The organism is Marinobacter sp. MA (genome assembly GCF_048298425.1).
In the GTDB taxonomy this organism is placed as follows: Bacteria; Pseudomonadota; Gammaproteobacteria; order Pseudomonadales; family Oleiphilaceae; genus Marinobacter; species Marinobacter salsuginis.
On sequence record NZ_CP103058.1, the window covers coordinates 4,189,703 to 4,204,132 of the forward strand.

The following is a 14,430-nucleotide window of genomic DNA, read 5'->3' on the forward strand; positions in this document are numbered from 1 at the left end:
TGCTATACCTTGAGACTTGCCTCTGCCCGGGACTTGACCAATAGCGCATATCCACCGAAAGCCTGCCGCAGTATGATGCTGTCATAGTGTCGCAACATCATTCTCCGGTACCCAGAATAGGCAACGCATGTTTCTAGACCGTTTCCACTCCGTCCAGGACGGACACGTCGTAATTTCCGCTCTGCAAGCCAGCCAGTTCGCCAAGGAAATCGCCGGGGATTTCAATCCCATCCATGATCCGGATGCCCGCCGTTTCTGTGTTCCAGGCGACCTGCTGTTTGCTATCGTGCTGGCCCGCTTCGGACTGTCGGAAAACATGACCTTCCGGTTCCGCAGCCTGCTCGGAGAGAATGTACCTCTCAAATTCGTCGAAACCGAGGATACGATTGAGGTCTGCGACGATGCCGGCAAGGTCTATATTGAAGTGGACCGCAGTGGCGCCACAACAAACGACCAACAGCTGATCGAGGCCATTACCCGCGCCTATGTGGCGGCCTCGGGGAAGAATTTCCCCCACACCCTGAAACCATTGATGGAGTCGAACGGGGTGATGTTCAATCCCGATCGCCCCATGGTGATGTACGAGAGCATGAGCCTGGCTCTGGACAACCTCGATCTACCGTCCCCTGAGCTCGAATTGCACAATGCGACACTGGAAGAGGCCGGCAAGCGCGGCAATGTCTTCCTGGAATACCGCCTTACCGCTAACGGCAAACCGGTGGGTGAAGTGACCAAACGGCTCGTATTAAGTGGTCTGCGACCGTATTCCGAAGAGGCGATGGCCGGCGTGATTGAAGAGTTCTATCGCCTCAAGGCCCGCGGCGCCGACTACTTCAACAAGAACAACCGTGGAGACCAGAGCAATGCCAATTCAGCCGGGTGATACCCTGCCAGATATCGAACTTCAGGTAATGGGCGAAAAAGGGCCGGAGAAAATCCGCACCAGCGAGCTTTTTGCCGGTAAGAAAGCCGTCCTGTTCGCCGTACCGGGTGCGTTCACACCGACCTGTTCAGCCGCTCATTTGCCCGGCTTTGTGGTGAACGCCGACAAGCTGCGCGCGAAGGGCGTGGATACCATCGTGTGCACCTCGGTCAACGACGCCTTCGTGATGGACGCCTGGGGCAAGGCCCACAATGCCGACGAGATCGTCATGCTGGCCGATGGCCTGGCAGAATTCGCCAAGGCTCTGGACCTGACCCAGGACCGCACCGCCAACGGCATGGGCATTCGCAGCCAGCGTTATGCCATGATCGTCAACGATGGCAAGGTGGAGCTGCTACACGTAGACCCGCAGGGGCTGGACCTCACCAAGGCCGAGACCATTCTCGAGTCGCTCTGAGCGATACCTTATATCCAGACACGAAAAACCCCGGAAAATCCGGGGTTTTTCGTTCATAAGCTATCCGTAAGGAGAGCTTAGATCTTGCCAACCAGGTCCAGAGACGGAGCCAGTGTTTCCTCGCCTTCTTTCCACTTGGCCGGGCATACTTCGCCAGGATGCTTGCGAACATACTGTGCCGCTTTGACCTTGCGCATCAGGTCGTCAGCGTCACGGCCAATACCTTCGGCAGTGATTTCCATAGCCTGGATAACGCCATCCGGATCGATCAGGAAGGTGGCACGGTCTGCCAGGCCCTGGCCTTCACGCATTACACCGAAGTTGTTGGTGATGGTGCCGGTCTGGTCGCCTACCATGTAGTACTGGATCTTGCCGATGGTCTCGGAAGCATCGTGCCATGCCTTGTGGGTGAAGTGAGTGTCGGTGGACACAGAGAACACTTCAACGCCCAGCTTCTGCAGCTCTTCGTACTTGTCTGCAACGTCGCCCAGCTCAGTCGGGCAAACGAAAGTGAAGTCGGCCGGGTAGAAGAAAAATACCGCCCACTTGCCTTTTACATCGGCTTCGCTGATCTCAACGAACTCGCCGTTTTTGAAAGCGGTAGCGTTGAACGGCTTGATCTCGCTGTTAATGATGCCCATTAAAGATAACTCCTTGTTGATGGATTCAATAAGTGGATGAATTTACGGCGCTAAAGGTACTGACATGCAGCGCCGCGATAAAATTGATAATTTCCAAGCCAAGGATAGGCTCTGCCTATTTATGGGGTCTTAACCGGCAAGTTCAATCTTGCCAAAGTCCAGAATATTCTCTTTCGGTGACGCTTTAATGGCAGCCACTTCGGCCCGCTTCTTCGCCAGGATGTAGACGAAACAGCCGAAATACAGTGCGATCACCAGGGCGCCTACCCACTGAATCCGGAGAAAATCCAGCTGGAACAGCATGGTCAGACCCACCATCGCGAGGAAATTGAACACCACGTAATTCGCCCGTCCCAGGCGCTGGGCGGTGAGATTCAGGTTGTCTGTGTACAGACGGATCAGCGAATCCAGTGAGTTCACCACCATCAACACGCCCACCGAGATCATGGCAAGGTTGGTAAACGCCGCAATCTGCAAGCCTTCCGCATGATAGTGGTAAAGCACGGTAAACCACACACCAATGGCGATGGACGGCACCACCAGCATGGCAATCAGCAACTGCCAGGTACGAATACCGCTAACGAAGCGGGCCGTAAACTGACCGATCATGATGCTCCAGGCAAACCACCAGAACAGGTAGAACTCGTGGTAGTCATTGATGGGCAGGACAAACTGATGAATGTTGGCAAAGTATTCGCCGATCAATCCGGCGGTGCCGAGGAAATCTGCCGGCGAGCCGGCCCCCATGACAAACGCCCGGAACCACATGCCCGCAATCAGAGCAATGAACAGCAGGCTCGAGCCCAGACTCAGGATACGCACATACTTGATCTTGGAGCTGGAGTAGACCGCCAGCCCAATCGCAGCAAACACGATAAAGTAGAACGCCGGTACCACGGACTCGCCGTCACCCAGCATGGGCAGATACCAGGGCAGGTTCACCAGCAACAGATAGGCGGTGAAAGCGCAGGTGCCGATGATCACAACGTTGTTAACGATCTTCACCAGCGGAATTTCAAAGAACTTCACCCGCGGCTCGATGATCGCGAAGTAAAAACAGGTCAGGAAATAGAAGCCCCAGATCAGAAATGCCCAGAACCCGAACTCAATGGCCAGCGGGTTGGCAAAACCATACTCCGGGCTGGCAGACAGATCGCCATAACCACCAAACTCGGTGAGCGGGAACATGATCAGGCCCACATCAAGACCGGACGTGAACAGTATGGCGATAAAGGTGAAGGTGCGAACCGGCGTGACGCCGATACACTGGATGTCCCACCATTTGTACAGAATCAGGGCAATGGCGGCGAAGGTGAATATCAGACCTGCGGATAACCAGAGTGTCATAACGTCCTCCGGTTACTTTCTTTCTTTTTGATAAACAGCATGGGTGTTCCTCCTCTACTTGGTTCGAATCGGACACAAACCCAGGACTTGCCTATCCGGCGCCCGAAAACGGCAGAACACCGTCGCGCTGATAGGGAAATCCTGAGGGCTTGCAAAACCCCGGGCGCGTTGCACGCCCGGGCGGGATGACGACGCGCTATGCGAGCGCGCGCTTTGCCTGTCCCGGGCGCTGACGCACCTGCCACTGGTCATCCATCACCACAGTCGCGTCAGAAGGTTGCAGGGGCTCCCTGCCCCGAATCAGGTCGGCTGCCCGCTCGGCCACCATGATGGTGGGCGAATTCAGGTTGCCGTTGGGTATGGTCGGGAAGATGGACGAATCCACCACCCTGAGATTCCGGATGCCGCGTACCCGGGTATCCGGGTCCACCACCGCCAGCTCGTCGGTGCCCATCTTGCACGAGCAGGACGGGTGGTAGGCGCTCTCCACCGCCTGGCGGACAAACGCATCGATTTCTTCATCGGTCTGCACCTCGGCACCGGGCTGGATCTCCGCGCCCCGATACTCGTCCATGGCCGGCTGATTGATGATTTCCCGGGTCAGGCGCACACAATCCCGGAAGCCTTCCCGATCTGCCTCGTGCTGCAGATAGTTGAAGCGGATGGTCGGTGCCTGTTTCGGATCGGCCGATTGCACATGCACAAAACCCCGACTTTTCGGCTTGTTGTGACCAATGTGCAGCTGGAATCCGTCTCCGTTGAAGGCTTCTTTACCGTCGTAGCGCATGGCCGCCGGCAAAAAGTGATATTGCAGGTCGGGCCACTCGACGCCGGCCTTGGACCGGATAAAGCCACAGGACTCGAAGTGATTGGTGGCGCCCAAACCGTCCTTACGGAGAATCCAGCGAACACCGATCTTCAGCTTGTTCCACCAGTCCAGCTTGCCGTTGAGCGACACCGGCTGCTTGCAGCGGTACTGAAAGTAAAACTCCAGGTGGTCCTGCAGGTTCTCACCAACGCCGGGTAGCTCGTGCGCTACCTCAATACCAGCCTTTTCCAGTACCTCACGCTTGCCAATTCCGGACAGCTGAAGCAGGTGGGGTGAGCCAATGGAACCGGCCGACAGGATGACTTCCTCGGCGGCTTTTGCCTCGTGCACCTTGCCGCCCTGCTCGTAACGGACACCGGTGGCGGTTTTGCCATCCAGCAACACCTTGTGCACCAGGGCGTGGGTGACCACCGTCAGATTCGGGCGCTCCATGGCCGGGCGCAGATAGGCGTTGGCGGTGGACCAGCGACGACCGTTCTTCACGGTCATGTGCATGGCGCCGAAGCCTTCCTGCTGGGTTCCGTTGTAATCGCCGGTTTCGAAATATCCAGCATCGGAACCCGCCTGGATAAAGGCCTTGTAGAGCGGATTCTGCATGTTGTTGCCGTTGTTCACACCGAGCGGGCCTTTATCACCCCGGTAATCATCGCCGCCGAAGGCCCAGGTTTCGGCTTTTTTGAAATACGGAAGGACATTCCGGTAATGCCAGCCGGTGGCGCCTTCGGAATCCCATTCGTCGAAATCCCGGGCGTGGCCACGGACATACACCATCCCGTTAATGGAGGAAGAGCCCCCCAGAACCTTGCCCCGGGGGCAATGCATGCGGCGGTTGTCCAGATACGGCTCCGGCTCGGTCTCGAACTGCCAGGCGTATTTCTTGGTGTTCATGGGAATGGACAGGGCGGTGGGCATCTGGATGAAGATGCTCTTGTCGCTGCCGCCGGTTTCCAGCAGCAGCACCCGGTGGCGCGCGTCCTCGGTCAGGCGGTTGGCCAATACACAACCGGCGGAACCCGCACCCACGATGATGTAGTCGTATCGGTTTTCTGTCATACGCGTTCTCCTCTGTGGCTTGCGGGCTTAAAACGGGGCATCCAGATCCTGCATGCCGATGTAGACGGACTTGATCTGGGTGTAATGCGCTATGGTCTCGCGCCCGTTTTCCCGGCCGATGCCGGAGAGTTTGTAGCCGCCCACCGGCATTTCCGCCGGGGAGGCACCGTAGCTGTTGATCCAGCAGATACCGGCCTGGATCTGGTGAATCACCCGGTGCGCCCGGCGGATGTCGTTGGTGAACACGCCCGAGGCCAGACCGGTGTCGGTGTTGTTGGCCCGGGCAATCACCTCGTCCTCGTCGCGGAAGGTGAGCACCGACATCACCGGCCCGAAGATCTCTTCCTTCACGATGGTCATGTCATCGGTGCAGTCGGTGAAGATGGTGGGCTCCACGAAATAGCCGCCTTTGGAATCCTCCGGCTCAAAGGCCCGCCCGCCGTGGCTCAGGGTGGCCCCTTCAGAGAGGCCTTTGGCGATGTAATCGAGCACCAGATCCCGGTGTTTTGCCGAGATGAGGGCGCCAAAGTTGGTATCCGGATTCATCGGATCACCCGGCTTGATGTTCTTGCGGGTGCGCTCCAGCAGGCGTTCCATGAAACGCGGGTACAGATCTTCATGGACAAACACCCGGGTACCGTTGGTGCAGATCTCGCCCTGGGTGTAGAAGTTGCCCACCATGGCGGCAGAGATGGCGTTTTCCAGGTCGGCATCGTCAAAGATGATCAGCGGGGATTTTCCGCCGAGTTCCATGGTGACGTCTTTCAGGGTGGAAGATGCCGCTGCCATCACCTTCTTGCCGGTAGCCACTTCGCCGGTGAAGGAGACCTTGGCAATCTCTGGATGATGGGTCAGCCACTGACCGACTTCGGCGGCGCCCTGCACCACGTTGAACACGCCTGCGGGCACACCTGCCTCCGTAAAGATCTCCGCCAGCTTCACCGCACCCATGGGGGTTTCCTCTGAGGGCTTGAAGATCATGGCGTTGCCACAAGCCAGAGCCGGCGCGGATTTCCAACAGGCAATCTGGATCGGGTAGTTCCAGGCGCCGATGCCGGCACAGATGCCCAGGGGCTCACGGCGGGTGTAATAAAAATCACCCCCCAGGTCCTGCTGGTTGCCTTCGATGGACGGCGCCAGGCCGCCAAAGAACTCGATCGCATCGGCGCCCGTCACCACATCCACGGCTTCCGCTTCCTGCCAGGGCTTGCCGGTATCGCGAACTTCGGCGGCGGCCAGCTCGTCATTGCGCTCTCTCAACAGTGCAACCGCCCGCAGCAGAATCCGGCTGCGTTCGATGGCCGTCATCGCAGACCACTCGGCAAAGCCGGCCCGGGCACTTTCGATGACAGCCTGCTGCACGGACTCATCCGCCACTTCCACTTCATAGATAACCTGACCCGTCGCAGGGTTCACCACGGGGAAGGTTTCGCCGGTGCTGTTGGCCAGAAAACGGCCATGGACGAAATTCTGAACAACAGGAAGAGATGCAGACATAGTAATAAGATACCTCGGTTCGGTTTCTTCAGGCCTTGTGGGCCATTTGAATCTATCGCGGCTCAGGCGGTGGCCTGGGCCAGTGTCTCGTGGACAAATTTCTTGCAGAGCCGCTCGCCGGCTTCAAAGCTTTCTGCCGGGTCCAGGCTCAGGGCACTGCGCAGCCAGAAACCGTCGATCATTGCCGCGGTTTGCCGGGCCGCTTCGGTCGCCGCAGCCGGTTCGAGCACCTGCGCAAACGAATAGCGCAGATTGCTATACAGCCGGGCGTTGTTGATCTGCTGCAGCCGCTTGAGCCCCGGCTCATGCATCGACCGGGCCCAGAAACTCAGCCAGGTCTTGGCCGCCAGCGCCGAGCGCTGGAACTCGGAAAAATTCGATTCGATGATGCAATTCAACCGCTGCTCAGGGGAGCGGTCGGTCCTGGCCATGCGCTCCCGCAGTTCCTTGCCCAATTGATCCAGCAGATAACGCAGAGCCGCCTCAATCAGACCCTGCTTGCCACCGAAGTAGTGGCTGATAATCCCTGAGGACATACCCGCCCGCTTGCTGATGCTGACAATGGTGGTGTTCTGCATACCCAGCTCAGCAATCGAATCCATGGTGGCTTCAATCAGTTGCTGCTTGCGTGTGTCTTTAACCCCAACTTTTGGCATGGCGGCTTCGGCTACTCGTCTTGTTTCCGGTGTTAAAAAGCAGCGCGACCTGGCCCTGCTTTTTATTAATTGAACGTTCAATTAATAAAAAGCTTACACAAGCAAGACGGGAAATTCAAACGTGTCTGGAAAACTGCCAACTTCAGGGCCTGGGTGATTTGGCCCTGAGACGGCGGCGGGAAAATCAGGAAAGGGTCAGCTATGGCGGCGGTAGTCGGGATCGGTCCAGCACACCGGAAGCGCTTCACCGGAGGGAAAGGCCAGGTCCGATTTTGCAAAGGAATCCGGGTCCTGCGCCTCTTCCCCGTAATGGAGGCTGCCGCGAACCTGTTGAACATGGGGATCAAACAGTGCCTGGGTATCCAGCACTTCTATCAGGTGCCCGGTTGCTTTTTCAGCGACAAACATGGAGGCCTCCTCGAGATAGGTTTTATCCCTTTAACGTAGCAGATGCACCGCCATCCAGACAGGCAAGCCTGGTCACCGGGAGCCCGGGGCGCGCGCAGGAAACGCTGGAAAACTCGAAATATGAGACATTTCGCTACATTAAATATCGGTTGGCGGCTTTTCTGGCGCAGAAAGATTGATAAGCTGAACTTTGAGACAAAAATAAAAGCCTGCTGGCTAAATAACGGGGTCTACTGTTCGTGATCCTCAGCAATGCTCTGCGTATCCTTGTTCTGATGCTGGCCTTGAGCGTGTTCCAGTCTGTCCACGCGGATGCCGGCCCGGTTTCAGTGGTCTCTGGCGCACCGATTGAGAGCCACTTTCAGTACTGGGAAGACACCGGTGCCGCCGCAACACTGGCCCAGGTTCGCGCTCTTCCCGATTCCGCCTGGCAGCACAGGCCCACTGGCAAAGCGACCTTTGGCATCACAGATTCCGCCTATTGGCTGCGGGTTGAGGTGCATAACCAGACCGATCGTGACCAATTGCTGATCGCCGAGCTGGCCTACTCGCAGCTCGATGACGTGGTGTTCCACGAGCTCTCCGGGGGCACACTGCTTCGCGAATTCCGCACCGGGGATACCCGCCCCTTCTATCCGAGGGATGTTGACCATCCCAGTATGCTGTTCAGGTTCCAGGTGGCACCGGACAACCTGAAAACGCTCTACATACGGATAGCAACACAAGGCACGATGGTGGTGCCGCTACAGATATGGCATCAGAGTGATTTTTATGAGGCCGCCGCCAACGAGCAAAAACTGCACTTTTTCTACTACGGCAGCCTGGCGGTCATCATTCTGATCAACCTGGCCGTGTTCCTGACCCTGCGTGAACGGCTTTACCTGTACTACGCGCTGGCCATATCCGGGTATTTCCTGTTTTTTGCCGCGGTTCGCGGTTACACCCTCCAGCATGTCTATCCGGAATCGCCGTTTCTGCATGCCCATGTGTTGATGCTCTCCATCCCTTTCCTGGCGATGTTCTCACTGCTGTTCTGCATGGAGTTCCTGAAAGTCCGCTCACATAGCCCGCGGCTTTACCGCGCTCTGCAAGCTATGTTGGCGTTCGAGATTCTGTATTTCCTGAGCGCTCCACTCTTGAGCTACGACACCGGTATCCGGGTTGCGGCAATCTCCGCATTCGGATTCTTTTCGCTGCTGCTGGTGGCAGGTCCTGTCACCTGGGCCGCCGGTGTTCGGGCCGGCATATTCTTCACCATTGCCTGGACACCACTCACGGTAGGAGTCTCGGCAACAGCCGGGCGCGCTCTTGGCCTGTTGCCGGAGAACTTTTTTACCGAGTACGCCATGCAGATAGGATCCGGCCTAGAAGCTTTCATTCTCACGCTCGCCCTTGCCGACCGGCTTTATCGGGAACGGGAGCAGAAAATCCAGGCCCAGGCCGACATCCTGCAACAGCAGAAAGCCCGCAGCGATGCCCAGACCCGGTTGAATGAAGCTCTCACCCATGACCCGGTTACCGGTCTTCCAAACCGCAACCGCTTCGAGTGGATGGTGGATGAGCAATTCCGGCAACACCCCAATGGTCGCTTCATGGTTGGGGTTACCCGGATAACCCAGCTGAAGGAAATCAACCGAACCCTGGGCCTCGACCGCAGTGAGCGCCTGCTCAAAGCGATGGCAGAACACATGATCGAACTGGCAGCCGGGCTGCCTATGGTTCACTCCACCGTCAATTCCGAAGGTCGTGAGGAGCTGGTCTACCAGCTTTCCGGAGACAGCTTTGGCCTGCTGGTGGATATCGGCAAAACGGGGGACGATTTCAAGTCATTGGATAATGCCCTGAAGCAACTGGCCGAACCGGTGTTACTGGACAACATCGCCATAGAACCCAATCCCCGGTTCGGTGCCGCCAGCTTTCCGGAACACGGAAAAAAAGCGGCTCTCCTGATCCGCAACGCCCACGTTGGCATGGAAATGGCCCCTCACGGTCCCTATGAGACCGGTCTGTATTCCCGGAAAAACGATATCTACGACGAGAGCCGGCTGACATTGATGTCTGACCTTCGGGAGGCTCTGCACAACAATCAGACCCAACTCTACTACCAACCCAAAACCAATCTGGCCACGGGCAAGGTGGTGGGTGTGGAAGCCCTGATTCGCTGGCACCATCCGGAAAGGGGCTGGGTGCCACCGATTGACTTCGTTCCCATGGCGGAGAAAACCGGTGTGATCAAACACCTGACACGCTGGGTGGTGGATCAGGCGATGAACGATCTCAAAGCACTCCACGAGATTGATCCGGAGCTGACCGTCTCAGTGAATATCTCCGCTCGCGACCTCAGTTCTCCAGAACTGATTGGCCTGTTTGAAACCCGCATAAAGCGATATCAGCTAAAGGCGGAACAGGTCATCATCGAACTCACCGAAACCGCGGCCATGGACGATCCACACCGGGGCCTGAAAGCCCTGAATGAATTGACGGCGATCGGGCTCAAGCTCTCGATTGACGACTTCGGCGCCGGTTACTCCTCACTCTCCTACCTGAAGAAGCTGCCAGCCAGCGAAATAAAGCTGGACCGCACCCTGCTGCAGGACATCGAGTCCAGCGACAGCGCCCGGATGATTGTGGGAACGGCCATCAGTATGGGCCAGGGCCTGGGTTATCGGGTGGTCGCCGAAGGCATTGAGACCGAAAAATCGGCTCACCTTCTTGAATCTCTCGGAGCGGAAATGCTCCAGGGCTACTGGATCTGCCCACCGAAGTCTCTGGACGATCTCAAGGCATGGCTGGCAGTTGAAAGAAAGACATCCCGCCTCCACGGACTAGACTAGGTGTACATTTCTCAGGAAAGGATTGTTCTTTCTATGAGCCTTGATCAGATTCAGGCCCTTATCGACACCTGGACAGGTCTCGGAATCTGGCTGGCCCTCGTTGGCGCCAGCGTTGCCTGGGTGATCTACGACCTGAAAACCAGCAACAGCCATATCGCCTCCATGATGCAGTGGGTTTGGGGGCTTACCGTGCTTTACTCGGGACCGATAGGCCTTGCCATCTACCGCTATTCCGGGCGCAAACAGATCCCCACGGACAGTCTTGCCCGCAAGGGTTTTCGTTCGGTGGCCCATTGCTATTCGGGCTGCGGTATAGGCGAGATACTCGGGGTGATCATCTCGGTTGGCCTGTTTGCCATGGGCAACTTCTGGGCAGCCATCATCACCTTTACCCTCGCGTATATATTCGGCTTTGCCCTGAACATTGGCCCGATGATGCAGAACGGGATGCCCTTCAAGGAAGCCTTCAAGGGCGCGTTCGTTGCGGAAACCATCAGTATTGTGGTCATGGAGTCTGTGGCAATCACCACCGACCTGTATCTGGGCGGAGAAGCAACCATGGGTGATGCCCTGTTCTGGTCATCACTTTACGTATCGCTCTCACTTGGGTTGTTTGCCGCCTGGCCGGCCAATCTGCTGTTGATCAAATACGGCCTCAAAGGCGGCATGGGCGACCCACGGGATGAGGACGCTGCTTCCCACGCGCACTGCCACTGACGGCTCCATGGCTTAGGCCTGCGTGAACCTGCCTGGGAAGCGATCAGCTTCCGGCCGCGCGCAGGGCCTGCCCCAGGGCTGAATAGTAACCCTGGAATGCACGATTAACCCGTTCCCGTTGCGCGCCAACGGGATAAAGCCCCAGTTTTGCCTCTTCGGATTCCCGGGTTCCGCTTACCAGAAAGGCATTCTTTACGTCGGAATCCTGCACAAAGGCCTCAAACGCCCGGGCGCAGAGTTCCTCGGGCAGGCTGAAGTACTGAATCCCGGCCGCTTTGTCGGCCTTTATCGAGCAACGGAAGAGTTCGCTGGGCTCTGCGCCGTCTTCGTCCAGCAAAACCGCTTTAAAGCAGGCCTGCAGACGGTCATTCAAAGGGTGACGAATCGCATCGTCGCGTCCAAGCCAGAGTTTCGAGGCAAACTGGCCTCTCTGGGCCTCGCCGAAAAGTTTCTCGCCGATGTAATGATCGAAGGCGTGAAACCACTCGTGGGCGATGCTGCCCGGGCCTGCGTTCTTGGCCAGCGAGAAACTGCGGGTAGCCGGCGTGTAATGGGCCGACACGCCGGGCCGGCCGCCAATTCCGTACTGCAACGCCAGGGTGCCGCGCAGGGACACCAGCGACTCGGTGCCACCAAGAATGGTCATCAGGTCGCACAGGGCATCGTAGAACAGCGACGCACTGCGCTGTTTCTCCGGCTCGGTGACCCAGCGGCCAAGCTCGATGGAACGGAACTGGAAACGACGGCGGACGTCGAGAAAGGTAACAGGCGCACCGGCACGATGGTCCGGGCCCTGACGGTAAAAAGATCTGGCCATGGCGCTATTGTACGATGAAATTCCGGCCTGTCTTTCCGACACCGGGAGAAACATCATTTGGCGGGATTGACCGGTTTTATGTGAATTATGACCGTCTGATTTTTCGCCGGCCTGTGCCACACTGCCAGAACCAATAATGACAATATCCCGAGTGAGTGTTTGCCATGACCGACACCCAGACCCATTACCGCACCTGCAATATCTGTGAAGCCATGTGTGGCCTCGAAATCCAGCATCGGGGTAACGAGATCCTGTCCATCAAGGGCGATAACAACGACCCGTTCAGCCGCGGCCATATCTGCCCGAAAGCCGTCGCACTGCAGGATTTCTACAACGACAAGGACCGCCTGAAAACACCCATGAGGCGCACCGCGGACGGCTGGCAGGAGATCAGCTGGGAAGCTGCCTTCGAGGAAATCGCCTCGCGGTTTCGCGGTATCCAGCAGGAACATGGGCAGGATGCGGTCGGGGTGTATCTGGGTAATCCGAACGCCCACAACTTTGGCAACGCCATCATGCTGCCGCGGTTCTTCAAGGCCCTGGGCACCAACAACCGCTACAGCTCCGCCTCCGCCGACCAGTTACCGCATCACGTGGCTTCCAATTACATGCTCGGCGCCGGCATGCTGATTCCGGTGCCCGACATCGACCATACGGATTTCATGCTGATCATTGGTGCTAACCCGATTGTCTCCAACGGCAGCCTGATGACCGCACCCGGGGTGGGCAAACGCCTGAAAGCCATCCAGCAACGGGGCGGCAAAGTGGTGGTGGTTGATCCACGGCGCACCGAAACCGCGAAAAAGGCCGACCAGCACCTGTTCATCCGCCCGGAAACCGATGCCCTGTTCATGCTGGCCATGGTCCACACCCTGTTCGAGGAACAGCTGGTTACCCTTGGCCACCTGGAAGACCGGATCGACGGGCTGGAGCAACTGGCCGAGGCCGTCAGACCCTATGCTCCGGAATCCGTGGCGAACGCCTGCGGTATGAGCGCTAGCGCCGTCCGCGAGCTGGCACGGGAGATGGCGGCTGCCAAGAGTGCCGTTTGTTACAGCCGCATGGGGGCTTCCACTCAATCCTTCGGCGGCCTCTGCCAGTGGCTGACCAACGTACTGAACATTCTCACCGGCAACTTCGATAGCCGCGGCGGCGCCATGTTCCCCCAGCCGGCCTTTGATCTGGTGCGGGACAAAAAGGGCAAGCCCAGTTCCTATGGCCGTTACGAGTCCCGGGTGCGAAAACTGCCCTACTTCAACAACGAATTCCCCGTGGCCACCCTGGCCGATGAGATCCTGACCCCGGGCGAGGGCCAGATCCGCGCGATGATCACCATCGCCGGTAATCCGGTGCTTTCGGCGCCCGGCGGAGCCCGACTGGAAGACGCTTTCGATGCCCTGGATTTCATGGTGTCGGTGGATATCTACCTGAACGAAACCACCCGTCACGCCGATATCATCCTGCCGGCCACGACCGGGCTGGAAGTGCCGCACTTCGATGTGTTCTTCAACTCTTTCGCCGTGCGCAATACCGCGAAATTCTCGGAACCGATGTTCGAAAAAGCGCCAAACCAGAAACACGACTGGGAAATTCTGCGGGATCTGGCCCTGCAGTTAACGGGCCTGGAAGACGATGGCGTTACGCCGGAGGCCATGCTGGATCTGGGCCTGAAACACGGCGCCTACGGAAAAGAAGGCATGAGCCTGGAGACCCTGAAGGCCAGCCCCCACGGCGTCGATCTGGGACCGCTTCAGCCCTGCCTGGCGCAGCGCATCCAGACTGAGGACGGCAAGATCCGGGTGGCTCCGCAGCTGTATCTGGACGACCTGAAACGCCTGGATGCCTCGGGCCTGTTGCAGGCAGATGAGAACAGCGACTATCCGTTCACGCTGATCAGCCGCCGCCTGCCCCGCAGCCACAATACCTGGACCCAGAACTCCCACCGGCTGGTAAAAGGCAAAAACCCGTGCACGTTGCAGATGAACGCCTCAGATGCCCTCAAAATCGGGCTTGAAGACGGACAACTGGCCACGGTTACGTCGGCTTCCGGGAGCATCAACCTGCCGGTGGAAATCGACGACGATATGTTCGAGGGTGTGATCAGCATGCCCCAGGGCTGGGGCCATAACCGGCCGGACACCGCCATGTCGATCGCCCAGGGACAACCCGGCGTGAGCATGAACGACGTCACTGATTCCGGGCGCATTGACGCACTGACGGGCAATGCGGCGTTCAATGGTACGAGGGTAGCCGTACGCGCAGCCTGATGTGAGATAGGGCGTGGATAAGGT

General features: G+C 57.9%; 12 protein-coding genes. 5 read left to right on the forward strand and 7 right to left on the reverse strand.

The annotated features are described in order from the left end of the window. The first annotated feature begins 127 nt into the window (after positions 1-127). Entirely contained in the window at positions 128-883 is a 756-nt protein-coding gene (locus tag NUW46_RS19335; protein WP_136630132.1) for a DUF3581 domain-containing protein, read from the forward strand. Then, positions 864-1,340 (forward strand): peroxiredoxin, encoded by a 477-nt coding sequence (locus NUW46_RS19340; RefSeq protein WP_222465692.1) that lies wholly within the window; start codon positions 864-866, stop codon positions 1,338-1,340. The genes NUW46_RS19335 and NUW46_RS19340 overlap by 20 nt, the downstream gene beginning before the upstream one ends. Positions 1,341-1,417: 77 nt before the next feature. Here NUW46_RS19340 and ahpC read toward each other — a convergent pair whose 3' ends face one another. The 6 genes from ahpC to NUW46_RS19370 all read right to left on the reverse strand — a co-directional run bounded on the left by ahpC (position 1,418) and on the right by NUW46_RS19370 (position 7,771). Further along, the gene (gene ahpC, locus NUW46_RS19345) at positions 1,418-1,981 is read right to left on the reverse strand and encodes an alkyl hydroperoxide reductase subunit C (RefSeq protein ID WP_069182361.1); all 564 of its coding nucleotides are present in this window, start codon (positions 1,979-1,981) and stop codon (positions 1,418-1,420) included. Positions 1,982-2,110: 129 nt separating this feature from the next. Further along, a complete protein-coding gene (locus NUW46_RS19350; RefSeq protein ID WP_069182362.1) occupies positions 2,111-3,328 on the reverse strand; it encodes a choline transporter in 1,218 nt (405 codons plus the stop codon). A 196-nt stretch (positions 3,329-3,524) separates the two neighbouring features. Beyond that, complete coding sequence (betA, locus tag NUW46_RS19355; protein WP_418140997.1) at positions 3,525-5,210, reverse strand: choline dehydrogenase; 1,686 nt, start codon at positions 5,208-5,210, stop codon at positions 3,525-3,527. A 27-nt stretch (positions 5,211-5,237) separates the two neighbouring features. Further along, complete coding sequence (gene betB / locus NUW46_RS19360; RefSeq protein WP_418140998.1) at positions 5,238-6,707, reverse strand: betaine-aldehyde dehydrogenase; 1,470 nt, start codon at positions 6,705-6,707, stop codon at positions 5,238-5,240. 62 nt (positions 6,708-6,769) lie between these two features. Next, on the reverse strand, positions 6,770-7,363 hold the full coding sequence (gene betI, locus NUW46_RS19365) for a transcriptional regulator BetI (RefSeq protein WP_069182365.1): 594 nt from the start codon (positions 7,361-7,363) through the stop codon (positions 6,770-6,772). Between the two features lie 195 nt (positions 7,364-7,558). After that, positions 7,559-7,771, reverse strand: coding sequence for an acetyltransferase (locus NUW46_RS19370; protein WP_418140999.1), 213 nt, complete (start codon positions 7,769-7,771; stop codon positions 7,559-7,561). Between the two features lie 239 nt (positions 7,772-8,010). Between NUW46_RS19370 and NUW46_RS19375 the strand changes: the two genes are divergently transcribed. Further along, a complete protein-coding gene (locus NUW46_RS19375; protein ID WP_418141000.1) occupies positions 8,011-10,605 on the forward strand; it encodes an EAL domain-containing protein in 2,595 nt (864 codons plus the stop codon). A gap of 33 nt (positions 10,606-10,638) precedes the next feature. Then, the gene (locus NUW46_RS19380; RefSeq protein ID WP_053113333.1) at positions 10,639-11,322 is read left to right on the forward strand and encodes a DUF4396 domain-containing protein; all 684 of its coding nucleotides are present in this window, start codon (positions 10,639-10,641) and stop codon (positions 11,320-11,322) included. Between the two features lie 43 nt (positions 11,323-11,365). On the opposite strand, the gene NUW46_RS19385 is transcribed toward NUW46_RS19380, so the two are convergent. After that, positions 11,366-12,139 carry a CLCA_X family protein gene (locus NUW46_RS19385; protein ID WP_418141001.1) on the reverse strand — a complete coding sequence of 258 codons (774 nt, stop codon included), beginning with the start codon at positions 12,137-12,139 and terminating at the stop codon, positions 11,366-11,368. 164 nt (positions 12,140-12,303) lie between these two features. Between NUW46_RS19385 and NUW46_RS19390 the strand changes: the two genes are divergently transcribed. Continuing rightward, positions 12,304-14,406 (forward strand): molybdopterin-dependent oxidoreductase, encoded by a 2,103-nt coding sequence (locus NUW46_RS19390; RefSeq protein ID WP_418141002.1) that lies wholly within the window; start codon positions 12,304-12,306, stop codon positions 14,404-14,406. Positions 14,407-14,430 lie beyond the last annotated feature (24 nt).

Coding starts and splice junctions, on each gene's coding strand:
- NUW46_RS19335 (WP_136630132.1), top strand. CDS start 128: ATGTTTCTAGACCGTTTCCACTCCGTCCAGGACGGACACGTCGTAATT.
- betA (WP_418140997.1), bottom strand. CDS start 5,210: ATGACAGAAAACCGATACGACTACATCATCGTGGGTGCGGGTTCCGCC.
- NUW46_RS19385 (WP_418141001.1), bottom strand. CDS start 12,139: ATGGCCAGATCTTTTTACCGTCAGGGCCCGGACCATCGTGCCGGTGCG.
- ahpC (WP_069182361.1), bottom strand. CDS start 1,981: ATGGGCATCATTAACAGCGAGATCAAGCCGTTCAACGCTACCGCTTTC.
- NUW46_RS19350 (WP_069182362.1), bottom strand. CDS start 3,328: ATGACACTCTGGTTATCCGCAGGTCTGATATTCACCTTCGCCGCCATT.
- NUW46_RS19340 (WP_222465692.1), top strand. CDS start 864: ATGCCAATTCAGCCGGGTGATACCCTGCCAGATATCGAACTTCAGGTA.
- betB (WP_418140998.1), bottom strand. CDS start 6,707: ATGTCTGCATCTCTTCCTGTTGTTCAGAATTTCGTCCATGGCCGTTTT.
- betI (WP_069182365.1), bottom strand. CDS start 7,363: ATGCCAAAAGTTGGGGTTAAAGACACACGCAAGCAGCAACTGATTGAA.
- NUW46_RS19370 (WP_418140999.1), bottom strand. CDS start 7,771: ATGTTTGTCGCTGAAAAAGCAACCGGGCACCTGATAGAAGTGCTGGAT.
- NUW46_RS19380 (WP_053113333.1), top strand. CDS start 10,639: ATGAGCCTTGATCAGATTCAGGCCCTTATCGACACCTGGACAGGTCTC.
- NUW46_RS19390 (WP_418141002.1), top strand. CDS start 12,304: ATGACCGACACCCAGACCCATTACCGCACCTGCAATATCTGTGAAGCC.